Genomic DNA, 22,994 nt, shown 5'->3' with positions numbered 1-22,994 from the left:
CGTGGCGCTCATCGTGCTGGCCGCCGACAAGGGCGCGCCCGGCGTGACCACGGCGGCCACCGCGCTGGGCGCGATCTGGCCGCGCCCGGTGCTGCTGGCCGAGTGCGACCCGGCGGGCGGCGACATCGCCTACCGGCTGCCCGCCGACGACGGCGGGGTGCTCAACCCGGGGCGGGGCCTGCTCACCCTGGGGGCCACCGCCCGCCGGGGACTGCGTCCCGACCAGATCCACGAGCACACCCAGAAGATCATCGGCGGGCTGGACGTGCTGGCCGGGCTGACGCACGGCGAGCAGGCGGCCGGGCTGACCTGGCTCTGGGGCCCGCTCGGCAGGGCACTGGCCGCCATGCCGCACGCCGACGTCCTGGCCGACTGCGGGCGCCTGGGCGGCCACCCGCACCTGGCCGAGCTGACCGCGGAGGCCGCGCTGGTGGTGCTGTTCACCAGGGCGAGCCTGGACCACGTCGCCCACCTGCGCGAACGCCTGCAGGTGATGCCGCGCGAGCCGCAGGTGGGCGTGGTGGTCATCGCCGACCCCCGGCAGTACCGCACGACGATCGACGAGGTCCGCCGGATCGTCGTGGGCACCGGCAGGCCGGTCGCCTTCGTCAGCGGGCTCGCGCACGACCCCAAGGGCGCGGAGCTGCTGCGCGGCCAGTGGGGCGGGCGCCTGGACCGCTCCCTGCTGATCCGTACCGCCCGCGAGCTGGCCGGTCGTCTCGCCGCCCAGGTCCGCGCCCCCGACGTGGCGGGCGTGGCGTCGAACGGAGCCGGACCGTGACCGTCGACCACGCGCTGGTGAAGCGCTTCCGGCAGGAGGTGGGCGACAGGCTGGCCCACCAGCGCCGCCTGGACCAGGCCGGCGGCCTGCCGCCGATGACGGGCGAGGACGAGCGGCAGTTCGCCCGGGCGCTGATCGCCCAGATCCTGGAGGAGTTCGCCCGCGGGGAGATCGGCGTCGGCAGGACCCCTCCCACCGCCGAGGAGGAGGAGGCGCTCGCCGCGGGCATCCACGCGGCCCTGTTCGGCGTCGGCCGCCTCCAGCCGCTGCTCGACGACCCCGAGGTCGAGAACATCGACATCAACGGCTGCGACCGGGTCTTCGTCGGCTACGCCGACGGCCAGGAGCTGATGAGCGACCCGGTGGCCGAGTCCGACGAGGAACTCGTCGAGCTGGTCCAGATCCTCGCCGCCTACAGCGGCCTGTCCAGCAGGCCGTTCGACACCGCCAACCCCCAGCTCGACCTGCGCCTTCCCGACGGCTCCCGGCTCTCGGCCGTGATGGACGTGACGATCCGCCCGTCCATCTCCATCCGCCGTTCCCGGCTGGGCAAGGTGTTCCTCAGCGACCTGGTGGGCAACGGGACCCTCACGCCGGAGGTGGGACGCTTCCTCGCGGCCGCGGTGGCGGCCAGGAAGAACATCATGATCTCCGGCTCGACCAACGCCGGGAAGACCACCCTGCTGCGCGCGCTGGCCAACGAGATCCCGCCGTCCGAGCGGCTGATCACCGTCGAGCGCGCCCTGGAACTCGGCCTGGACCAGTTCCCCGAGCTGCACCCCAACGTGGTCGCCTTCGAGCAGAGGCTGCCCAACTCCGAGGGCCAGGGCGAGATCACCATGGCGGAGCTGGTCCGCCGCTCGCTGCGGATGAACCCGTCCCGGGTGATCGTCGGCGAGGTCCTCGGCGACGAGATCGTCACCATGCTCAACGCGATGACCCAGGGCAACGACGGCTCCCTGTCGACCATCCACGCCAACTCCTCGATGGAGGTCTTCAACCGCATCGCCACCTACGCGCTCCAGGCGTCCGAGCGCCTGCCGATCGAGGCCACCCACATGCTCATCGCGGGCGCGATCGACTTCGTGGTCTTCATCGAGAAGCGCAACGACTACGCGGTGGGCGGCAGGCTGCGCCGTTTCGTCTCCAGCGTGCGCGAGGTGGCCGGGGTGGACGGCCGGGTGCTCTCCTCCGAGGTGTTCGCGATGTCCCCCGACGGCCGGGTGCTGCCGCACGCGCCGCTGTCGTGCCTGGAGGAGCTGGCCCACTTCGGCTACGACCCGGGAGGCTGGAGATGACCTTCCTGCCCCCGGGCCTGTTCGACCCGCTGGTGATGCTGGCGGGCGTCGCGGTCGGCACCGGGCTGTTCCTGCTCTTCGTCTCGGTGTACGGGGTGCGCCCCCGGCCGTCCACCCCGGGCAGGAAGGCGGGCCGGCGCGCGTTCCTGCGCGCCCTGTCCACCCGGTCCGCGGTGGGCGCCATCGCCGGGGTGCTCGTGCTGGTGGTGACCGGCTGGCCGGTCATGGCGGTGGGCGCGGTGCTGCTCTCCCTGGCCTGGCGCGGCCTGTCCGGCGGCGCCGCCGAGGAGCGCACCGCGATGCGGCGGCTGGAGGCGCTGGCCGCCTGGACCGAGTCGCTGCGCGACACCATCGCCGGGGCGGCCGGGCTGGAGCAGGCGATCCCGTCCTCGATCCGGGCCGCGGCCCCCACGCTCCGCCCGCACCTGCGTTCCATGGTCGACCGTCTGCACACCCGGATGGCGCTGCCCGACGCGCTCAGGCTGTTCGCCGACGAGCTCGACGACCCCTCCGCCGACCTGGTGGTGGCCGCCCTCATCCTCAACTCCAAGCTGCGCGGCCCGGGGCTGCGCGACGTGCTCGGCGCGCTCGCCGTGTCGGCCCGCGAGGAGCTCGACATGCGCCGCCGGGTCGAGGCCGAGCGCCGCTCCACCCGGCGCAGCGTGCAGATCGTGGTCGGCACGGCCATCGCCTTCGCCGTCGCGCTGGTCGTGTTCAACCCGGCCTACGTGCAGGAGTACGACAACGCGCTCGGCCAGGCCGTGCTCGTCGTGGTCGCCGGGCTGTTCGGCGCCGGGTTCGCCTGGATGCGCCGCCTGGCCCGGTTCGACAAGCCCGCCCGCCTGCTGGGACTGCCCTCCTCGGGGGAGGTGGCCGGTGACTGAGGCGCTGCTCGCGGGCTCGGTGCTCGGCATCGGCCTGTTCCTGCTCCTGCGGGCGCTGTTCCCGGCCCGTCCCGGGCTGGTGACGCGGCTGCTGGCGCTCGACGCCGCCAGGGAGGGCGGGGACGCGCCCCGTGCCCGGCTCGTCATGCCCGACGAGGAGGTCAGCGCGTTCCGGCGCGGCCTGGGGGTGCGGATGGCCCGCTTCTACGCGGCCAGGGGCTGGGAGGCCCACTCCGCCAGGGCGGACCTCGCGCTGCTCGGCAGGTCGTTCGAGGGCTTCCTGGCCACCAAGGTCCTGCTGGCGTTCTCCGGGCTGCTGGCGTTCCCGCTGCTGGTCGGCTGGCTGGTGCTGATGGGGTGGGGGGCCGTCCCTCACCGTCCCGCTCTGGGCCGCGCTCGCGGTCGCCGGGGTCTTCTTCGTCCTGCCCGACCTGCAGATCAAGCGGGACGCCGCGCGGATGCGCCGCGACTTCCGGCACGTCGTCGGATCCTTCCTGGACCTGGTCGCGATGAACCTGGCCGGGGGACGCGGGGTGCCCGAGGCGCTGATGATGGCGGTCTCGGTGGGCAGCCCCGGGCCCGACGACGAGGGGGCCAACTGGGCGATGTCCCGCATCCGCCAGGCGCTGGGCAACGCCAGGATCGTCGGCATCACCCCCTGGCAGGCCCTCGGCCAGCTCGGCGACGAGATCAACGTCGACGAGCTGCGCGACCTGTCGGCGGCCCTGGGGCTGGTCGCCGACGACGGGGCCAAGGTCCGCTCCTCCCTCACCGCCCGCGCCGCCACCATGCGGCGCCGCGAGCTCGCGGAGATCGAGGGGCAGGCGGGCGAGCGTTCCCAGTCGATGCTCGTCGCCCAGCTGCTGCTCTGCGCGGGCTTTGTGATCTTCCTGAGTTTCCCGGCCGCTATGAAGATGTTGGGGTCCTGACCATGCTGAACCATCCGTGGGTCGTGTACGCGACCGTCGTTCTTCGCGTCCGGATCGACAGAGCGCGCAACGCCCCCACCCGGGGCGCCTCCGCGGTCGAGTGGGTCATCATCACGGCCATCATCGCCGGGGTGGCGCTCGGCCTCGCCACCCTGATCAAGACCCTCGTCGAGGGCAAGCAGGCCGAGATCTCCAACCAGTTCGGCGGGGGCGGCGGAGGCGGCGGGGGCGGTGAACTTGGCGACCCGTGACCGTGGCGGGCGCGGCGAGCGCGGTGCCACGGTCGTCGAGCTGGCGATCGTCATGCCGGTGGTGCTCGTCGTCGTCCTGCTCATCGTGCAGTCCGCCCTCTGGTTCCACGGACGTCAGATCGCCGACGCCGCGGCCAGGGAGGGGGCGCGGCTCGCGCGGGTCGACACCGACTCCTGGCGGCAGGACGGCGAGTCCCGCGCCCAGGAGGTGATCCGCACCGTCGGGCCGAAACTCCTCGACGGCGCCACGGTCACGGCCTGGGAGGAGGGCGACCGGCGGGGCGTCGAGGTGACCGCCACGGCGGTCCAGGTCATCCCGCTGCTGCCGTCCACCACGTTCACCGTGACCGCGCGCTTCGGCGGTCCCATCGAGTGCTTCCGGCCCGACGACGGGAGCGAAGGGTGTCAGTGAGCCTCCAGTGATCCCCCTGCCCCGGCGGGTCCCGCCGTCCGGTGACGACCGCGGGTCGCTCAGCACCGAGACGGTGCTGCTGGCCCCGGTCTTCCTGCTGTTCCTGCTCTTCCTGGTGGGGGCCGGAAGGGTGGTCGAGGCCCAGGGCGAGGTCAACGGCGCGGCCAGGGACGCGGCCAGGGCCGCCTCCGTCGAGCGCACCCAGGCCGACGCCGAGGACGCCGCACAGGAGGCGGCCGGTACGGCCCTGTCCGGCGAGTGCGAGCCGCGGGTCGATCTGGCCGGTACGAACTGGCGGCCGGAGGGCGTGGTCCGTGTCGAGGTGACCTGCTCGCTGAACCTGGACTTCCTGGGGTTCGGCGCGGCCAAGGAGATGAAGGGCGACTCGGTGGTCCGGCTGGAGCGGTTCCGCAGGGTCGAGGTGCTGAACCCGTGAACGTCCCCCCGACCCGAGTCCGGCCCCTGGAAGGGACGGGGCCGGTACGCCCGCCCGCGGCCCGGCGGAGCCTCGCGCGCCCGGCCGCGGCGTCACGGGTGCCCGCGTGCCCGGCCGGGAACGGTGAGCGAGGGTCGATGTCGATCTTCACGGTGATCTTCTCGGTGGTGGTGTTCCTGCTGGCCGGGCTTCTCGTGGACGGCGGGGCCGCCATCAACGCCCGGCTGCGCGCCGCCGACGTCGCCGAGCAGGCGGCCAGGGCCGCGGCCGACCAGATCGACGTCGAGCACCTGCGCGCCACCGGCGAGGCCAGGCTGCTGGGAGGGGACGAGTCCTGCGCCAAGGCCGAGGAGATCGTCTCGGCCCACGGCGGCGACGTACGGCTCGCCGGGTGCACGCCCGCGGGCGGGACCGAGGTCACCGTGGACGTCTCGGTCGCCTGGAAGGCGTTCTTCCTGGCGGCGTTCGGCTTCCCCGGCGCGGACATGAAGGCCACCGCCACGGCCGGACCGGACACCGGGGAGGACCCGGCGCCGTGAACGGCCGGCCCATGGATCGACCGACGACGAACCTGGACGAGGAGGGAGACGAATGACCACGCGACAGCCCGCGCGCATCAAGGACAGGCGCACACCGGGAGACCTGCTGGCGGGTCTCGGAGCCCTGGTCGTCCTGGCCGCGCTCGTCGCGGGCGTCCCCTACGCCCTGCTCCGGCTGGCCGGGCCGCCGCTGCCGCCCGAGCTGCTCGACCTCGACCTGCTGACCAGCCAGGTGGGCACGAGCACGATCGTCGCGATCCTCGTGCTGCTGGTCTGGCTGGCGTGGCTGCAGATGGTCGTCTGCGTGCTGGTCGAGATCTACGCCGGGCTGCGCCGGGTCGGCATGCCCGCGCGGGTGCCGTTCTCCGGCGGCACCCAGATGTTCGCCAACCGGCTGGTCTCCGCGGCCATGCTGCTGTTCACCGTCTCGGCGGTGGCGCTGCCGGTCGCGAGGCTGACCAGCCTGCCGCCCGCGCCCCCGGGCGTCGTCGCCACCGGGCTGGCGACGGCCTCCGGCCCGGCCGCGGCCGAACGGGCCGAGCTGGAGCCGGCACGCAAGGCCAGGAAGGTGTACGTGGTGCAGCCGCCGCACGGGCGCCACCACGAGAGCCTCTGGGAGATCGCCGAGAAGTGCCTCGGCGACGGCCGCCGTTACCCGGAGGTCTACCGGCTCAACCAGCACAAGGAGCAACCGGACGGCAGCCGCCTGCGGATGGCCGACCTGATCAGGCCCGGCTGGGTTCTGGACATGCCGGACGACGCGCGCAACGTGCACATCGTCCCCGCGGGGGAGTCGCGCGACGACATCCTCGAGGACCACCGCGGCAAGCCCACCGAACTGGACGGCCGCACCCAGACGTTCACCCCCGGCGCGGACCTCCCCGCGGAACAGGGCCGCGACGTCCCCGTGCCCCGCGACGCCCGTGACGCCCGTGACGCCCGCGACGTCCGCGACGTCCGTGCGCCGTCCGAGACCGGCCCCGATCGCGCCGACCGGCAGGAGCAGGGCCGCGCCGACCGGCCAGAGCCCGGTGCGGCCCGGCAGGAGCCCGGCGCGACGGCGGACACCGAGCGGCCCGCGCGGCGCGACGCCGACACGGCCGGGCCCGCCCGGAGCGGACAGGACGACGAGCGGCAGGCCGAACGACCCCCCGGACAGGACCGGTCCCAGGACCAGGCATCCGGCCAGGACCCGGCCCAGGACCAGCCGGCCCAGGACCAAGGGCAGGACCAGGGGCTGGGCATGCTCGACTACCTGGCAGGGGCCTCGCTGGCGGCGGCCGGGCTGCTGGCGGCGCTCGGGCGCAGGCGCAGGCAGCAGCTCTGGCACCGGGCGTTCGGCCGCAGGGTCGTCCGCCCCAGGGGCGACGCGGCCGAGGCCGAGGTCGCGCTCCGGCTCGGCGCCGACGCCCCGGGCAGCCGGATGCTCGACATCGGGCTCAGGCTCCTGGGCAGGTCCCTGGCCGCCCAGAACCGGACCCCGCCCACGATCTACGCCGCGCACCTGTCGCCGCAGACCCTCGACCTGTGGGTGCACCCGCCCGACTCCGAGGCCCCGGCCCCCTGGACGGCCCACGACGGCGGCCAGGTCTGGCGGCTCCCCGCGCACGAGGGACGGATGCTCGACGAGCAGGCGTTCGCCGACGCGCCCGCGCCCTACCCGGGGCTGGTCTCGCTCGGCTCCAACGGCGAGGGCCGGGTGCTCGTCGACCTGGAGGCCGCCCACGGCCCGATCCGCATGCACGGCCCGCAGACCACCGCGGCGCTGGCCGCGCTCGCCGTGGAGCTGGCCACCAACCGCTGGTCGGACCGGATGCGGGTCACCCTGGTCGGTTTCGGCGAGGAACTGACCGTGATCGCCCCCGACCGGATCAGGTACGCGGGCGGCCTGGCGGAGGTCCTCCCCGAGCTGGAGGCGGAGGCGGCCGGGGCGGGGGCGCGCGGCGGCGAGGTGCTCACCGGCCGCGTCCAGGGACGCGCCGCCGACCCGGCCTGGACCCCGCACTACCTGCTCTCCGCGGTCCCGCCCACCGCCGAGGAGGGCCGCCGCCTGGCGCTGCTCGCCAGGAAGGGCGTCAGGACGGCCACCGGGTACGTCGTCGCGGGCGACGTCCCGCACGCCACCTGGAACTGGGCGATCACCGAGGAGGGCCGGGCCGAGGTGGACGCGCTCGGGTTCGACGTCGCGGCGCAGCTGCTGCCCCGCCGCCAGTACCGGGCGCTGATCGACCTGTTCCTGGCGGCCGACCGGATCGAGGGCGAACCGCTCCCCGACGAGCCGGAGCCGATCCCCGCCACACCCTCGGTCGAGGTGCGCATCCTGGGTCCCGCCGAGGTCGTCGGCCCCCCGCCCATGGAGGAGGGGCGGGCGGTGCTCGCCGTCGAGCTCGTCGTCTACCTGGCCACCCACCCCGGCGGCGTCCACCCCGTGGTGCTCGGCGGCATCCTGTGGCCGAGGGGCGTGCAGCAGGTCGTCCGGGACGCCACGATCGCCAGGGTCGTCGCCTGGCTGGGCACCGACGGCCAGGGCAGGCCCAACCTCTACGCCGACGAGTCCGGACGGCTCCGGCTCGGTCCCGAGGTGTGCACCGACTGGACGGTCTTCCGCGATCTCGTCCGCCGTTCGCACGCCGACCCCGGCGGGCGCCCCGCGCTGCTGGAGAGGGCCCTCGACCTGGTCCGCGGCCCGCTGCTGAGCGGCCGCCCGCGCGGCCGTTACACCTGGCTGGCCGCCGACGACCTGGAGTACGACGTGACCGCGGGAGTGGCGGACGCCGCCCACCGGCTCTGCGAGGTGCGGCTGGCCCGCGGCGAGATCGACGAGGCCGTGGCGGCGGTACGGGCCGGGCTGCTGCTGGCCGCCGACGACGAGGGGCTCTGGCGCGACCTGCTGCGCGCCACCCACCTCACCGGCGACCCCGTCCGGCTGCGTGCCGTGGCCGACGCCCTGCACCGGCGGGCCGCCTCCCACCCGTACGGCGGCGGGATGGCCCCCGAGACCGACGCCCTGATCGACGAGCTGCTGCCCTCGTGGCGGATGCGCTCGGCCCCGACGGCATGACGGCCCGTGCGCCGGGGCCCCGTACGGGAGGAGTCCCCGCGGAACGGGCCGGCCGGGGACGAGCGGGCGCGGGACGGACCGGAACGGATCGGGCGGAGACCGGTGAACGAGACGGGACGAAGGAGGCGGCCATGCCGAATCGTGCATACCGGTGGTTCCGGCGGGCCGGCGCTCCTAGCGTGACCCGTATGCGTGCCGTGATCGCGCTGGCCCTGCTCCCGGTCCTGGTCCTTCCGGCGGCCTGCGCTCCGCCGGAGCCTCCCCCGTTCGTTCCGGCCGATCTCTCCTCCGGCACCGGAGCCTCCGTGTCCACCGCCTCGCCGGGTCCCTCGACCGGAGAGGCGGCGGCGCCGAGGACGGAGACGGTCAGGGTCGCGCCGGGCGTGCGGGTGGTGGTCGAGTGGCCGGTCGCCCCCGACCCGGACCGGAGCGCGATGATCGAGGTCTTCCGCGACTACGTCGCCGGGGCGTTCCGGGCGGTGACGAGCGAGGGCCGCGACACCGGTTACCTCGGCCTGGTCGAGCACGACGCGGCCGACGACGCGTCCGCCTGGGCGCAGGCGTTCCTCGACCGGCGCAGGTCGGTCCGGGGGGTCGCCCGGTTGTACATGCCGAACGTCAGCGCGGTGAGTGGTTCGGGTGACGACCGGGGGGCGCAGCTGGACGTCTGCGTCGACGAGACGAGGATGCGGCTTCTCGACGCCTCCACGGGTGAACCGGTCCCCAGGCAGCCCGACTGGACGAGGAAGCCCTTCCTGCAGTCCGCGGCGATGGGCCGGACCGAGGACGGGAGCTGGCGCATCAGGCTCTTCCGCCACGCCGAGCTCCCGGACGAGCGCGCGAAGGGGTGCCTGAGATGACGTCGTCCCCATGGCCGTGTCCGCGTACCGGAGGTGCTTGATGATCGGGAAAATGATCGTCGCGGGGCTGCTGATGCTCGCGCCCCCGGCAACCGCGGCTGTGTCCCCGGTGACCGCGGCCGCGCCGGTGGCCGCCGACCCAGAACCCCAGGGCACGACCGGGGAGGCCTACCAGAGGGGACGCGAGGCCGGGGTCTCTCTCAAGGACTCCCAGATCGTGATCACCGGCACGGGGCTCACCGGGAAGAGCGACGGCTACCGGATCAAGCGCCCCTGCTGGTACGAGCCCCGCGGGAACGCCGAGGAGAGGCTGGAGGCGGAGCGGAAGGCCCTGCCCGACGCCCTCCCCGAGCAGGAGTGGAAGAGACGGAAGGAGGCCCTGGAGAAGTTCGAGGAGAAGGTCGGCCAGAAGGGCACCTGGTGGCAGCGCGCCTACAACTCAGCCGACCCGGCCGGTATGGCGTGCGTGGCCGCCCTGGGCGAACCCGACGTCTGGGCTCCGCCCGGCACCACCCCGCCCAACGGGATCACCATCGAAGAGCTCGTCGAGATCGCCCGCGCCGCGCTGACCGTGCCCGACCCGAAGATCGAGATCAATCCGGACGTCAAGAGCTACGTCAACCTGCCGACCTGGGTCTGGCTGGGGGGCGCCGGTGAGACCACCCGCTCGGTGACCGCGACGCTGCCCGGGGTCATGAGCGCCACCGTGACCGCCACCCGCGGGGGGATCGACATCGACTCGGGCACCACCGGCGACCGGGCGAGGGTCGCGAAGAGCGGGTGCGGCGAGGGCGGCGTGCCGTACCGCAAGGGCGCCGACGACGGCGACGACCCTCCCTGCGGGGTGACCTACCTGCGGGCCTCGGTCGACCAGCCGCGCGGCGTCTACGAGCTGACGGTCACCGCGGTCTGGGACATCGAGGTCGAGGACGACGTGGTGCCCTTCGCCTACGACCCGGTCGAGGTCGGCGCCACCCGGGACGTCCCGGTGGGCGAGGTGCAGAGCACGGTCAGGAAGACCGGCTAGCGACTCCGGCCCTCCGGGGCCCGAGTGCCCGGGGCGCTCGCGGGCCCCGGGGCCCGGTGCTCCCTCCCGGCCCGGGAGGGCACCGGACGCGAGGGCCCCGGCCCCGGGTGCCTTCGTCCTCCCGGAACCGGGGCCCTCGCGGCCACCCGGTGATGCGCGTCCCTAGTGCTCCCGGATCCGGAGCCGCTCGGCGGCCGGGGCCCCCTCGTGGGTGAGCAGCCACTGCTTGACCGGGGTGCCGTAGTAGTAGCCGCCGTACCCGCCGCCGGACGGCAGGATCCGGTGGCAGGGCACGAAGGGCGCGATCAGGTTCCGCGCGCACGCCGAGCCCGCGGCCCTGGCCGCGGTCCTGGGCAGCCCCGCCCGCTCGGCCAGCTCGGCATAGCTGATCGTGACGCCCGCGGGCACCTGGCGCAGGGCGGTGAGCAGCCGCTGCCGGATGGGCGTTCCCGGCTGCTCCACCGGCACCGCGTCGAGGGCGGTCAGGTCACCGTCCAGGTAGTCGCGTACCGCCCGCGCCGGCCGGCCCAGGTCGTCGGTGACGTCCATCCCCTCGGCGCGCAGCTCGGGGGAGAGCCGTTCGAACATCTCCTGCGGGCCGGTGGTGGTGAAGCCCGCCGCCAGCAGCACGCCCTGGCGGGCGAGCATGGCCAGCGGGCCGATCGGGGTGTCGAGAACCTGTGCCTCTATCATTCCGAACTCCAAAGGTGCAGCGCGGCGTACGCCCGCCAGGGGCGCCACCGCTCGATGTGACTGTCAGGGATGCCCAGGCAGGCCATGGCCCGCCGCAGGCCGAGGTCTCCGCCGGGCCAGGCGTCGGGGTCGCGCAGTGCCCGCAGCGCGATGTAGCCCGCGGTCCACGGGCCGATCCCGGGGACCTCCAGCAGACCGGCCACGGCCTCGGAGGGCTCCTGCCCGCCGTCCAGGTCGATCTCGCCGGCCGCGACCTTCGCGGCGAGCGCCCTGAGCGTGGCGGTGCGCCGCCCGGTCAGGCCGAGCCCGTCGAGGTCGGCCTCGGCGAGCCGGGCCGCGTCCGGGAACAGCAGGCCCGGTCCCGCGGCCGAGGCCGGGCTCCCGGCGCGGGCGGTGACGCGGCCCAGCAGCGTACGGGCGCCCGCGACGGAGATCTGCTGGCCGACCACGGCGCGGACGGCCATCTCGAAGCCGTCCCACGCGCCGGGCACCCGCAGCCCCGGGCGGGCGGCGACGAGCGGTGCCAGCGAGGTCTCGCCCAGCGCGGCGGAGATGGCCTCCGGATCCGCGTCGAGGTCGAGCAGCCGCCGGCAGCGGGCCACGATCCGGGCCAGGTTACGGGTGTCCTCGACGCTCACGTCCAGCCGGACGCGACCGGGTTCCGGGGTCAGGGTGACGGTGCCGCCCGCGACGGCGCGGCTGTAGGACGTCGCGTCCGCCCGCTCCAGCCCGGGGATCGCCCGCGCCGCCAGGAACCGCATCAGGGTGTCGGCGTCGTAGGGCTCCCTGTGGTGCAGCCGCAGGGTCAGCACGCTGGCCGCGGTTCCCGCGGTTCCCGTCCCGATGGCCGCGCCGGTCCCGCCCCGGGCCCCGGCGACCCCGACCCCGGCCCCGGCCCCGGCCGCCCTGCCCGTCGTCGCGCGCAGCTCGCCGGGGGTGAAGCCGTAGGTGTCCTTCATGGCCGCGTTGAACTGCCGGACGCTGCCGAAGCCCGCGGCGAACGCCACGTCGACGATCGGCAGCGCGGTCTCGGTCAGCAGCTGCTTGGCCAGCAGCAGGCGCTTGGTCCTGGCCACGGCCAGCGGCCCCACGCCGATCTCCGCGGTGAACAACCGGTGCAGGTGACGGCCGGTGATGTGCAGCCGCCCGGCGAGCCCGGTCACCCCGCCGTCGTCGGCCACGCCCTCGTCGATCAGCCGGAGCGCCCGGCCGACCAGGTCGCCCCGGTGGTCCCAGCCGGGGTCGCCGGGGCTCAGCTCGGGACGGCAGCGCTTGCAGGGCCGGAACCCGGCCGCCTCGGCGGTGGCCGCGTACCGGTAGAAGCGCACGTTGCGGGTGGCGGGGGTGCGGGCCGGGCAGACCGGCCGGCAGTAGATGCGGGTGGAGGTGACCGCCGTGTAGAACCGCCCGTCGAACCGGGCGTCCCTCGCGGCGACCGCGCGGTAACAGGCGTTGAAGTCGAGCTCTCTCACGGACACGATGACGACGCTACCCGCGGTACGCCCGGCATCGCTGGCGGGAATCGGACACGACGGCGGAGGCCCTGACCCCTCCCCGAAGAGCGGGAACCCTACTTGGAGGAGACACCGACACCGATCTCGAACTCCCGGTAGACCCGTGCCCAGAACCCGTCGCGGAGCCAGACGCGGGCCTCGGGATAGGGACGCAGCGAGTGCCCGAGCTCCTTCTCGGCCTCGATGAGCAGCTCGGTGTCGATCACCGTGGGCAGGATCGGGCCGGGCAGCAGGTCGCGGATGTTGTCGCGGCCACGGGTGAGGATCCACTTCTGGGCGACGTGCTCGCCGACCTCCTCGACACGCGGGCGGCTGGGGCCCAGCTTGGTGACCTGGCCGACCGGGATCTTGGGTTTGGCGGTCGCCGCCGTCCGGCCGGCGAAGACCTGGGCGGGGGAGGGCGCGGCCGGGGCGGCCGGGACCGGGACCGGCGCGGGGGCACGGCTGAAGTAGGAGCGCAGGAAGTCGGCGCTGATGATCTCGACGGTGTCGGACTCCCAGACCAGGCGCTCGGCCTGGTTGGTGCCGTAGGGCGGCTCGACGCCCCACAGGTGGATCCGCACCCCGTAGGCCTGGGCGGCCTCGACGGCCGGGACCATGTCCTCGTCCCCGGCCAGCAGTATCGTGTCGCTCACCGCGTGGTGCCTGGCCAGCGCCTCCAGGTCGCTCCTGATCTGCGCGTCCACGCCCTTCTGCTGCCCGCGCGCGTTGAGGTTGCCCAGGCGCACCTTGACCCAGGGAAGCTGCGCGATGACCCGCTGGTCGACGGTCGGCACCCGGTCGCGGGCGGCGTCGTACCAGTAGATCCGGAGGAGCTCGCCATGGATGCGCTCCTCCGCGTGCTTCTGCAGCGCCTGGATCAGCTCGTCGGCCGCCACCCGGTACTCCTTGCGCTCCTTGGCGGCGAGCAGCACCTCCCCGGCGGCGGCGTAGAGGTATCCGACGTCGACCAGGACGGCGTACTTGCCGGGGATGGGGCGTGACGTGAGGTCCAGGATGGTCATGGCGTCCTCCAGGCCTCGGAACTAGCTGATCGGCTGACTATATGCGCCCATTTCTTAGATGGTCCCAACTCTCGCGCAAGTTGACACCCCGTTCTCGGGATCTATCTGGGCAGTGCGCTTGATCTCCATGCGCCTTGTCCAATAGGGAGTGCTTTTCGCAGGTGATGCGCGTGATTGCTCCAGGATTTCGGTGTCTGCGGGTCTTGTGACGCCGGAATCGGTGGCCCGGCCTGCGCGGAGAGGGCGATCACCACGGCCGCGATCTCCTCGGCCGTGGCGTCCCCTTTGACGATCTTCAAATGGTTCACAGCGGTATGTTCCCGTGCTTCTTGGGGGGCAGGGTGGCGCGCTTGTTGCGCAGTGCCCGCAGTGCCCTGACGATCTGGACGCGGGTGTCGGAGGGGCGGATCACCGCGTCCACATACCCTCGTTCGGCCGCGAGATACGGGTTGGCGAGCGTGTCCTCGTACTCGGTGACCAGCCGGGCCCGCTGGGCGTCCGGATCCTCGGCCGCCATCAGCTCGCGCCGGTAGAGGATGTTGACCGCGCCCTGCGCTCCCATCACCGCGATCTGCGCCGTCGGCCAGGCCAGGTTGACGTCCGCGCCCAGGTGCTTGGACCCCATGACGTCGTACGCGCCGCCGTAGGCCTTGCGGGTGATGACCGTGACCAGCGGCACGGTCGCCTCGGCGTAGGCGTAGAGCAGCTTGGCGCCCCGGCGGATGATGCCGTTCCACTCCTGGTCGGTGCCCGGCAGGAACCCGGGGACGTCCACGAAGGTCAGCACCGGGACGTTGAAGGCGTCGCAGGTACGGACGAACCGCGCGGCCTTCTCCGAGGCCGCGATGTCCAGCGTCCCGGCGGAGCTCATCGGCTGGTTGGCGACGATCCCCACCGAGCGTCCCTCGACGCGGCCGAACCCCACGATGATGTTGGGCGCGAACCCGGCGTGCACCTCGAGGAACTCGCCCTCGTCCAGGACGTGCTCGACGACCTCGTGCATGTCGTAGGGCTGGTTGGCCGAGTCCGGGATCAGGGTGTCGAGCTCGCGGTCGGCGTCGGTGGTCTCCATCACGGGGTCGGCGGCGAAGACCGGCGTCTCGTCCATGTTGTTGGACGGCAGATAGGACAGCAGCGCGCGGGCGTACTCCAGGCAGTCGGCCTCGTCGGCGGCCTCGTAGTGCGCCACCCCCGAACGGGAGTTGTGCGTGTGCGCCCCGCCGAGCTCCTCGAACGTCACCTCCTCGCCGGTGACGGTCCTGATCACGTCGGGGCCGGTGATGAACATGTGCGACTTCTCCGCGACCATCAGCACGAAGTCGGTGAGCGCGGGGGAGTAGACGGCGCCGCCCGCGCACGGGCCCATGATCAGTGAGATCTGCGGGATCACCCCGGAGGCGTGCACGTTCCGCTTGAAGATCTCGGCGTACAGGCCGAGCGAGACCACGCCCTCCTGGATGCGCGCCCCGCCGGAGTCGTTGATGCCGATCACCGGGCAGCCGGTCTTCAGTGCGTGGTCCATCACCTTGACGATCTTCTCTCCGAAGACCTCGCCCAGGGAGCCGCCGAAGACGGTGAAGTCCTGGGCGAAGACCGCCACCGGACGGCCGTCGACCGTGCCGTACCCGGTCACCACCCCGTCGCCGTACGGCCGCTCGCGCTCCAGGCCGAAACTGGTGGACCGGTGCCTGGCGAGCTCGTCGAACTCCACGAAGCTGCCCTCGTCGAGGAAGGCCAGGACCCGTTCCCTGGCGGTCATCTTGCCCTTGGCGTGCTGCCTCTCGACGGCGCGCGCCGAACCCGCGTGGGCGGCCTCGTGCAGCCGGCGCTCCAGGTCGGCCAGTTTCCCGGCGGTCGTGCGGATGTCGGGTCCGGGATCCACCGGCTCGGCGCTCATCGAAAACCTCCAGTGCGGGCGTCCCCGGCTCTGGCCCCGGGGAGGGACACGGCACGGTATCGCGCGGTGCCGGTCCAGTTTCGCCTGCCTCCACGGCGAGAGCCAAGCCGCCCGTGTGCGCGGGGGCCGGGCCGGTGGACCCACCGCGGATCCCCCTGGGCAGGCCGTGGATCTAGGGTGGTCCGATGGCCGATTCCGGACGATCCGCGGCGAGGCGGCCGCGAACTATCGGGGCAGATCATTCGTTCCCCCACCAGGGTCGGCCGATCCCCAAAGGAGGCACCATGCCGGACGTCATGGAAGCGGTACGGACCAGCGGTCTGGTCAAGAGATTCGGGCAACAGGTGGCCGTCGCGGACGTCGACCTGGTGGTGCCCCGCGGCGGCTTCGCCGGCCTCGTCGGCCCCAACGGCGCGGGGAAGACCACCACGCTCAGCATGGTCACCGGCCTGCTCCGCCCCGACGGCGGCTCGATCCACATCGACGGCGTCGACGTCTGGCGCGACCAGGTCGCGGTCAAGAGCCGCATCGGCGTGCTGCCCGAGGGCCTGCGCCTGTTCGAGCGGCTGTCGGGCCGGGAGCTGCTCTCCTACAACGGCCAGCTCCGCGGCATTCCTCGCGTGCAGGTGCGGCAGCGCTCCGACGAGCTGCTGGAGGTCATGGGCCTGACCGAGTCGGCCGACAAGCTCGTCGTCGACTACTCCACCGGCATGCGCAAGAAGATCGGCCTGGCCGCGGCGCTGCTGCACAACCCCGCGGTGCTCTTCCTCGACGAGCCGTTCGAGGGCGTGGACCCGGTCAGCGCCAACACGCTCGTCGAGGTGCTCCGGCGCTACACCGCCTCCGGCTCGACCGTGGTCTTCTCCAGCCACGTCATGGAGCTGGTCGAGCGCCTGTGCGACTGGGTCTCGGTGATGAACCGCGGGCGGATCGTCGCGCAGGGCCCGCTGGACGAGGTCAGGGCGGGCCGCAGCCTCAACGAGGCGTTCCTCGCCCTGGTCGGCGCCCGCGCGGGCGAGGGAACGAGCGGGCAGGAGGGCCTGTCATGGCTGGGCGCGACCCCCAGATGAGCGCCGTCCCGACCCCCGCCCCCGCCCCCGTCCCCACCTCGGCCGCCCCGGCCGCCGCCCCGGTGGGCCCCATGGTGTTCGTACGGCTGAAACTGCGGCTCGTCGCGGGCAACCTGCGTGGCAGCACCCAGCGCCTGCTGGGGTTCGTCTTCACGGTGCTCGCCGCGATCGTGCTCGCCTCCTTCGGGTTCCTGATGATGGCCGGGCTGCGCCTGACCTCTCCCGACCTCGCCGTGGACGTGGTGACCGTGCTGCTCACCTTCCTCCTGGTGGGCTGGGCGATCGTGCCGCTGCTGGCGTTCGGGCTGGACGACACCCTCGACCCGTCGCGCCTGGCGCTGTTCCCGCTGCGCACCGGCAGGCTCGCCACCGGCATGTTCGCCGCCTCGATCACCGGGGTCTGGCCGGCCGCCACGCTGATCGTGACGCTCGGGGCCGTGGCCGGGCTGGCCCGCGGGGTCGGCGGGGCGCTGCTGGGCGTGGTCGCGGTGCTGCTGCACTTCGCGCTCTGCGTCGTCCTCTCCCGGCTGGCCACCACGGCCCTGTCGAGGGTGCTGCGCAGCCGCAAGGGACGCGACGTGCTGGCCGTCTCCGCGATCTTCGTGGTGCTGGCGGCCCAGCTGCCCAACCTGCTGCTGAACGGCGGCCTGTCCGCCGACCCGCAGGCCCTGCTGCGCTCCCTGGCGTCGGTGCTGCGCTGGACCCCGTCCGGCCTGGCCGCGCACGCCGTCGCCGGTGGCGGTCTCGTCGCGCTCACCGGGATCGCGGTGCTCGCCGCCCTGGTCGCGGTGATCGGGTGGCTGTGGATCACGGCCCTGCGCCGTGCCCTGGTCTCCACGGACGCCTCCACCCAGGGTGCGGCGGTGCGCGACTCCGGCGGCCTGTCGGCCAGGTTCCTGCCGTACGGCCCGCTCGCCGCGGTCGTGGGCAAGGAGCTCAAGTACGCCCGCCGCGACCCCCGGGGCAGGGTCGGCTGGTTCGCCGCCGTGGCGGTCGCCGGGATCATGGCCTTCTCGATCAACGACGGCAGCAGCCCGGCGAGTGTCGGCCTGGCGGTGGCGCCAGCCTGCCTCGGTGCCGCGATGATCGCCATCCAGGGGTGCAACGCCTTCGGCATCGACGGCCGCTCCCTGTGGATGAACACCGTCGTGTACGGGAACGACCGCGACTGGCGGACCGACCTCACCGGGCGGCACCTGGCCGTGGCGGTGATCGCGGTCCCGCTGCTGCTGGCGCTCTCCGTGATCGCCGCGCTGCTCGCCGGGAACCTGCTGTGGGCGGCCCCGGCGGTGCTCGCCGCCTGGGGCGTCCTGGGTGTCGGCCTCGGCATGGGAGCGCTGACCAGCGTGTGGCTGCCCTACACCGTGCCCGAGCGGCTGAACGCCTTCACCGGCGCGGCTCCCGGCCAGGGCGGCATCGCCTTCGCGGCCTCGTTCGGCGCGCTGCTGGGCACCGGGGTGCTCTCGCTGCCGATCCTGGTGCCGATGGGGATGGGTCTCACCTGGGTGTGCGCGCTGGCCGTCCCCTACGGCCTGCTGCTGTCCTGGGCCGGTCGCAGGATCGCCGCAAGGCAGGCGTTCGCCCGGTATCCGGCCCTGCTGGAGGCGACCTCGGCGGCCACCTGAATGGTCTAGTCCAATGGGTGAGACCGGTCTCCGCCGGTGGAAACCCGGTCGGTACTCTGACGAGCATGGCCACCATCGTGTCCCAGCAGGCAGAGCGTTCCTCCGCTGTCACCGAGATGCCCGACGAGCTGCGCGCGGACGTGCGGCTGCTCGGCGAACTCCTCGGGCAGGTCATCGCCGAACACGGCGGCGATGACCTGCTCGCCGATGTCGAACGACTGCGCAAGGCCGTCATCGGGGCGCGCCGCGGGCAGGTCTCGGTCGACGAGATCACCGCGATGGTGGCCGAATGGCCCGTCGACCGCGCCGTGCACATCGCCCGGGCCTTCACCTGCTACTTCCACCTCGCCAACCTGGCCGAGGAGCACTTCAGGATCCGCATCCTGCGGGTCCGCGACACCGGTGAGGAGCCGCTGCCGGAGTCGCTGGCCCAGGCCGTCCAGGAGCTCGGCGGCGGCAAGGTCGCCGACCTGGTCGAGGGACTGCGCCTGCACCCGGTGCTGACCGCGCACCCCACCGAGGCCCGCCGGCGCGCCGTGGTCACCGCCATCCAGCGCATCAGCGGCCAGCTCGCCGCGTACAACAGCTCCGACCGGGGGGGCCGCGGAGCGGGCCGAGACGCGGCGGCGGCTGCTGGAGGAGATCGACCTGCTCTGGCGCACCGCCCAGCTGCGGTCCACCAAGCTGGACCCGCTGGACGAGGTCCGCACCGCGATGGCGGCCTTCGACGAGACCCTCTTCCGGGTGGTCCCGCAGGTCTACCGGGCGCTGGACGCCGCGCTCGGCGGCAGCACCGGCACCGGACGCCCCCGCGCCCGCGCCTTCATCCGGTACGGGAGCTGGATCGGCGGCGACCGCGACGGCAACCCGAACGTCACCGCCAAGGTGACCCGTGACGCGGTGCTCATCCAGGCCGAGCACGTGCTGATCGCCCTGGAGAACGCCACCTCGCGGATCGGCCGCTCGCTGACCCTCAGCGCGGGCTACACCCCGGCCTCGCGCGAGCTGCAGGCCGCGCTGTCCGCCGCGGAGAACGACCACCCCGACGTGGTCTCGGAGATGGCCACCCGCTCCCCGGGCGAACCGCACCGGCAGTGGCTGATGTTCGTCGCGGCCCGCATCGCGGCCACCCGTCAGCGCGGCCTCGACCTCGCCTACCGCTCGCCCGAGCAGCTGCTGGCCGACCTGCGCACCGCCCAGGAGTCGCTGGTCGCGGCCGGGGCGATGCGGCAGGCCTACGGCGAGCTGCAGCACCTCGTCTGGCAGGTGGAGACGTTCGGTTTCCACCTGGCGGAGCTGGAGGTGCGCCAGCACTCCCAGGTCCACGCGGCCGCGCTGGAGGAGATCGCCGCCGGGCGCACCTCCGAGCGGACCGAGGAGGTGCTGGCCACGATCCGCACCATCGCCTGGATCCAGGAACGGTTCGGGGTGACCGCCTGCCGCCGCTACGTCGTCTCCTTCACCCGCTCGGCCGACGACATCGCCGCGGTCCACGAGCTGGCCGCGCACGCCCTGGGCGAGCGGGCCCCGCGCCTGGACGTGGTCCCGCTGTTCGAGTCGGGCGCCGACCTCGCCGCGGCCCCGGCCGTGCTGTCGGGGATGCTGAAGATCCCGGCCGTGCAGGCCGCGCTGGCCGAGGAGCGGCGCCTGGAGGTGATGCTCGGTTACTCCGACTCCGCCAAGGAACTCGGCCCGGCCGCGGCCACCCTCAAGCTGTACGAGGCCCAGGAGGCGCTGGCCGCCTGGTCGGCCGAGCACGACGTACCGCTGACGCTCTTCCACGGCCGGGGCGGCGCCCTGGGCCGGGGCGGCGGCCCGGCCAACCGCGCCGTGCTCGCGCAGGCCCCCGGGTCGGTGGGCGGCCGGTTCAAGGTCACCGAGCAGGGCGAGGTCATCTTCGCCCGCTACGGCCACGACGCCATCGCCCGCCGGCACATGGAGCAGGTCACCTCGGCGGTGCTGCTGGCCTCCACCCCGTCCATCGAGGCGCGTACCGCCGAGGCCGCCGGGCGGTTCCGCGGGGTGGCCGAGCGGGTCGCCTCCGCCTCGGAGAAGGCCTACCGGCAGCTGACCGAGGCGCCCGGCTTCCCGGAGTGGTTCTCCCTGGTCAGCCCGCTGGAGGAGATCGGCTCGCTCCGGCTGGGCTCCCGCCCGGCCCGCCGCGGCCTGGGCGCCCCCCGCTCCCTGGACGACCTGCGGGCCATCCCGTGGGTGTTCGCCTGGGCACAGACCCGCGTCAACCTGCCCGGCTGGTACGGCCTGGGCAGCGGCCTGCAGGCGGTGATCTCCGAGACCGGGCTGGAGGAGCTGCGCGCGGCCTACCGCGAGTGGCCGCTGTTCGCCTCGCTGCTGGACAACGTGGAGATGTCGCTGGCCAAGACCGACCGCGACATCGCGGCCCGCTACCTCGCGCTCGGCGCCAGGGACGACTTCGTCGAGCAGGTGCTCACCGAGTACGACCTGACCCGCCGCCTGGTGCTGGAGACCACCGGCCACACCCGCCTGCTGGAGGACCGGAAGGTCCTCTCCCGCGCGGTGCAGCTCCGCGACCCGTACGTGGACGCCCTGTCGCACCTGCAGCTGCGCGCGCTGTCCACGCTCCGCGCGGACGAGGGGCTCTCGGAGGAGGAGCGCGAGAACCTCTCGACGCTGCTGCTGCTGTCGGTCAACGGCGTCGCCGCGGGCCTGCAGAACACCGGCTGACCGGCCCGGTCCCCGTCCCGGTCCGGTCCCCTGATTGTTCCGTTCCGTGCCCGTCCCGCCAGGACGGGCGCGGTCACGGGGTGAGGCGGTGCGCTCCGGCGTAGACGTTGAAGCGCTCCTCGCGCAGGAAGCCGACCAGCGTCATGTCGAACTCCCTGGCCAGCTCGACGGCCAGGGAGGAGGGCGCGGAGACCGCGCAGACGACCGCCAGGCCCGCGGTGAGGGCCTTCTGCATGATCTCGTAGCTGGTCCGCCCGCTGACCATGAGCAGGTGACCGTCCAGCGGCAGCCTGCCGGTCGTCATGGCCCAGCCGACGAGCTTGTCCAGCGCGTTGTGCCGTCCCACGTCCTCGCGGACCGCGAGCGTCTCTCCCCCGGGGGTGAACAGCCCGGCGGCGTGCAGCCCCCCGGTCTTGCCGAAGACGCCCTGGGCCCGCCTGAGCCGGTCGGGGAGGCCGTACAGGACCTCCGGGGAGACGAGCGGGCCCTGCCCGGCGGGTGCCGGGGGGCAGCGGTCGCGCAGCGCGTCGAGGCTCGCGGTGCCGCAGACGCCGCACGCGCTCGACGTCACGAAGTGCCGGTCCAGCGAGGGCAGGTCGGGCAGCGGGCCGTGGAGCCGTACGGTGACGGTGTTGTAGCGCGCCTGCGGGGGCACGTCCTCGTCGGTGCAGTAGGCGATGGACGCCACGCCGGCCGGGGTGGCGACGCCCTCGCCGTACAGGAAGCCTGCGGCCAGCTCGAAGTCGTGCCCGGGGGTGCGCATGGTGATCGCGACCGTGCGGTGCTCCGAGCCCGAGCGGATCCGGATCTCCAGCGGTTCCTCGGTGGCCAGGTCGTCGCGGCGCTCGTGCAGGGTGCCCGAGCGCATCTGCCCGACCCGCGCCCGGGTGGTGGGGCCGGGCCTGCGCACGGTCTCCGCCCGCGGGTCGGGAGGTCCGCTCATGCCCATCCTCCAGCGCGTCCGGCGACGGTGACGATCAGGCCACCATATGCGCTGCCGCCGGGTCACGGACGCGGGCCCTGCGACGACATACGGTGATTAGGTACCGGTCGCTCCCCGAGGAAGGCAGGATGGTGAGGTGCTCGATTCGCCCTTCACCGATCTCGAACGCCCGCCGCTCTCCCAGGCCGCGCTCACCCGGGCCCTGGTCCGCCCCGGTGGCCTGTGGTCCGACATCACCGTGGTCGCCAGGACCGGATCGACCAACGCGGACCTCGGGCAGGCCGCCCGCGACGGCGTCCGGCAGGGGGCCGTCATCGTCGCCGAGACCCAGTTCGCCGGACGGGGCAGGCTCGGCCGGGCGTGGAGCGCTCCACCGCGCTCGGGCCTGACGTTCTCCATGCTGTTCCGCCCCGACCCGCCCCCGGCCAGGCAGGGCTGGCTTCCGCTGCTCGTCGGCCTGGCGGTCGCGTCCGCGGTGCGGAAGGTCACCGAGGTCGACGTCCGGCTCAAGTGGCCCAACGACCTGCTGGTCGGTGAGCGCAAGCTCGCCGGGGTGCTCGCCGAGCGGATCGACAGCGCGGTGATCGTGGGCGTCGGGCTCAACGTGAGCCTGCGCGCCGAGGAGCTGCCGGTGGAGACCGCCACCTCGCTGGTCATCGAGAAGGCCACCGGCGCCGACCGGGACCCGCTCCTGCGCGCGGTGCTGAGGGAGGTCGAGACCCACTACCGGGAGTGGTCCGAGGCCGACGGCGACCCCGAGGCGTGCGGTCTGCGGGCCGCCTACCTGGCGGCCAGCGCCACGGTCGGCCGCCGGGTCCGGGTGGAGCTGCCCGGGGAGCGGGTGCTGACCGGCACGGCCACCGGCGTCGACCACGCGGGTCACCTGCTCGTCGACGCCAAGGGGGAGCAGCACGCGCTCAGCGTGGGGGACGTGGTGCACGTCCGCCCGCAGGGCTCGTGACCCCGCGTGCCCTGCCTTTCCTCCGCCCGCGTGCCGGCCGTGCGCCGTCCGTGACCCGGCCGTGCGCCGGCCGTGACCCGGCCGTGCGCCGTCCGTGTCCCCTGCC

20 protein-coding genes and 1 pseudogene are annotated in these 22,994 nt (G+C 73.8%); 15 read left to right on the top strand and 6 right to left on the bottom strand.

Annotated elements, in window-relative coordinates:
• Position 1: 1 nt before the first annotated feature.
• From ABD832_RS06025 to ABD832_RS05975, 11 genes are all read left to right on the top strand, one after another.
• Positions 2 to 781: a CpaE/TadZ family protein gene (locus ABD832_RS06025; RefSeq protein WP_344889581.1), complete on the top strand. Its 780-nt coding sequence runs from the start codon at positions 2 to 4 to the stop codon at positions 779 to 781.
• Positions 778 to 2,079, top strand: a complete 1,302-nt coding sequence (locus ABD832_RS06020) for a TadA family conjugal transfer-associated ATPase (RefSeq protein ID WP_344889574.1) — start codon at positions 778 to 780, stop codon at positions 2,077 to 2,079. The genes ABD832_RS06025 and ABD832_RS06020 overlap by 4 nt, the downstream gene beginning before the upstream one ends.
• A complete protein-coding gene (locus tag ABD832_RS06015) occupies positions 2,076 to 2,963 on the top strand; it encodes a type II secretion system F family protein (protein ID WP_344889571.1) in 888 nt (295 codons plus the stop codon). Before ABD832_RS06020 ends, ABD832_RS06015 begins: the two co-directional genes overlap by 4 nt.
• Before the next feature lie 458 nt (positions 2,964 to 3,421).
• Entirely contained in the window at positions 3,422 to 3,892 is a 471-nt protein-coding gene (locus ABD832_RS06010) for a type II secretion system F family protein (RefSeq protein WP_344889568.1), read from the top strand.
• Positions 3,893 to 3,894: 2 nt separating this feature from the next.
• A complete protein-coding gene (locus ABD832_RS06005) occupies positions 3,895 to 4,143 on the top strand; it encodes a Flp family type IVb pilin (protein WP_344889566.1) in 249 nt (82 codons plus the stop codon).
• Positions 4,124 to 4,555 (top strand): TadE/TadG family type IV pilus assembly protein, encoded by a 432-nt coding sequence (locus ABD832_RS06000; protein ID WP_344889563.1) that lies wholly within the window; start codon positions 4,124 to 4,126, stop codon positions 4,553 to 4,555. The genes ABD832_RS06005 and ABD832_RS06000 overlap by 20 nt, the downstream gene beginning before the upstream one ends.
• Before the next feature lie 7 nt (positions 4,556 to 4,562).
• Entirely contained in the window at positions 4,563 to 4,991 is a 429-nt protein-coding gene (locus tag ABD832_RS05995) for a TadE/TadG family type IV pilus assembly protein (protein WP_344889560.1), read from the top strand.
• A gap of 137 nt (positions 4,992 to 5,128) precedes the next feature.
• Entirely contained in the window at positions 5,129 to 5,530 is a 402-nt protein-coding gene (locus ABD832_RS05990) for a pilus assembly protein TadG-related protein (RefSeq protein ID WP_344889557.1), read from the top strand.
• 52 nt (positions 5,531 to 5,582) lie between these two features.
• A complete protein-coding gene (locus ABD832_RS05985) occupies positions 5,583 to 8,591 on the top strand; it encodes a BTAD domain-containing putative transcriptional regulator (protein ID WP_344889554.1) in 3,009 nt (1,002 codons plus the stop codon).
• Positions 8,592 to 8,779: 188 nt separating this feature from the next.
• Positions 8,780 to 9,451 carry a hypothetical protein gene (locus ABD832_RS05980; protein ID WP_344889552.1) on the top strand — a complete coding sequence of 224 codons (672 nt, stop codon included), beginning with the start codon at positions 8,780 to 8,782 and terminating at the stop codon, positions 9,449 to 9,451.
• A 40-nt stretch (positions 9,452 to 9,491) separates the two neighbouring features.
• On the top strand, positions 9,492 to 10,478 hold the full coding sequence (locus ABD832_RS05975; RefSeq protein ID WP_344889549.1) for a hypothetical protein: 987 nt from the start codon (positions 9,492 to 9,494) through the stop codon (positions 10,476 to 10,478).
• Between the two features lie 162 nt (positions 10,479 to 10,640).
• Here ABD832_RS05975 and ABD832_RS05970 read toward each other — a convergent pair whose 3' ends face one another.
• The 5 genes from ABD832_RS05970 to ABD832_RS05955 form a co-directional block, all read right to left on the bottom strand.
• Positions 10,641 to 11,171 carry a methylated-DNA--[protein]-cysteine S-methyltransferase gene (locus ABD832_RS05970; RefSeq protein WP_344889546.1) on the bottom strand — a complete coding sequence of 177 codons (531 nt, stop codon included), beginning with the start codon at positions 11,169 to 11,171 and terminating at the stop codon, positions 10,641 to 10,643.
• Positions 11,168 to 12,649, bottom strand: coding sequence for an AlkA N-terminal domain-containing protein (locus tag ABD832_RS05965; RefSeq protein ID WP_344889544.1), 1,482 nt, complete (start codon positions 12,647 to 12,649; stop codon positions 11,168 to 11,170). The genes ABD832_RS05970 and ABD832_RS05965 overlap by 4 nt, the downstream gene beginning before the upstream one ends.
• A 92-nt stretch (positions 12,650 to 12,741) precedes the next feature.
• Complete coding sequence (locus ABD832_RS05960; protein WP_344889541.1) at positions 12,742 to 13,689, bottom strand: NYN domain-containing protein; 948 nt, start codon at positions 13,687 to 13,689, stop codon at positions 12,742 to 12,744.
• Positions 13,690 to 13,790: 101 nt separating this feature from the next.
• Complete coding sequence (locus ABD832_RS42040) at positions 13,791 to 13,997, bottom strand: acyl-CoA carboxylase subunit epsilon (RefSeq protein WP_413224118.1); 207 nt, start codon at positions 13,995 to 13,997, stop codon at positions 13,791 to 13,793.
• Positions 13,994 to 15,586 (bottom strand): acyl-CoA carboxylase subunit beta, encoded by a 1,593-nt coding sequence (locus ABD832_RS05955; protein ID WP_344889539.1) that lies wholly within the window; start codon positions 15,584 to 15,586, stop codon positions 13,994 to 13,996. The genes ABD832_RS42040 and ABD832_RS05955 overlap by 4 nt, the downstream gene beginning before the upstream one ends.
• A gap of 284 nt (positions 15,587 to 15,870) precedes the next feature.
• On the opposite strand from ABD832_RS05955, the gene ABD832_RS05950 reads away from it, so the two are divergent.
• From ABD832_RS05950 to ABD832_RS05940, 3 genes and pseudogenes are all read left to right on the top strand, one after another.
• The gene (locus tag ABD832_RS05950) at positions 15,871 to 16,656 is read left to right on the top strand and encodes an ABC transporter ATP-binding protein (protein ID WP_344889536.1); all 786 of its coding nucleotides are present in this window, start codon (positions 15,871 to 15,873) and stop codon (positions 16,654 to 16,656) included.
• Entirely contained in the window at positions 16,632 to 18,281 is a 1,650-nt protein-coding gene (locus ABD832_RS05945) for a hypothetical protein (RefSeq protein WP_344889533.1), read from the top strand. Before ABD832_RS05950 ends, ABD832_RS05945 begins: the two co-directional genes overlap by 25 nt.
• A gap of 65 nt (positions 18,282 to 18,346) precedes the next feature.
• Positions 18,347 to 20,984, top strand: a pseudogene (locus ABD832_RS05940) (phosphoenolpyruvate carboxylase).
• 73 nt (positions 20,985 to 21,057) lie between these two features.
• Here ABD832_RS05940 and fdhD read toward each other — a convergent pair.
• On the bottom strand, positions 21,058 to 21,927 hold the full coding sequence (gene fdhD / locus ABD832_RS05935; RefSeq protein WP_344889530.1) for a formate dehydrogenase accessory sulfurtransferase FdhD: 870 nt from the start codon (positions 21,925 to 21,927) through the stop codon (positions 21,058 to 21,060).
• Between the two features lie 136 nt (positions 21,928 to 22,063).
• Between fdhD and ABD832_RS05930 the strand changes: the two genes are divergently transcribed.
• Complete coding sequence (locus ABD832_RS05930) at positions 22,064 to 22,888, top strand: biotin--[acetyl-CoA-carboxylase] ligase (RefSeq protein ID WP_344889527.1); 825 nt, start codon at positions 22,064 to 22,066, stop codon at positions 22,886 to 22,888.
• The last annotated feature ends 106 nt before the right edge of the window (positions 22,889 to 22,994 follow it).

The sequence above is a fragment of the Streptosporangium longisporum genome (genome assembly GCF_039534895.1).
GTDB classification, from domain to species: domain Bacteria; phylum Actinomycetota; class Actinomycetes; order Streptosporangiales; family Streptosporangiaceae; genus Streptosporangium; species Streptosporangium longisporum.
Note: the sequence above shows the minus strand (reverse complement) of the source record. Positions and strands in the feature narration are given on the sequence as shown.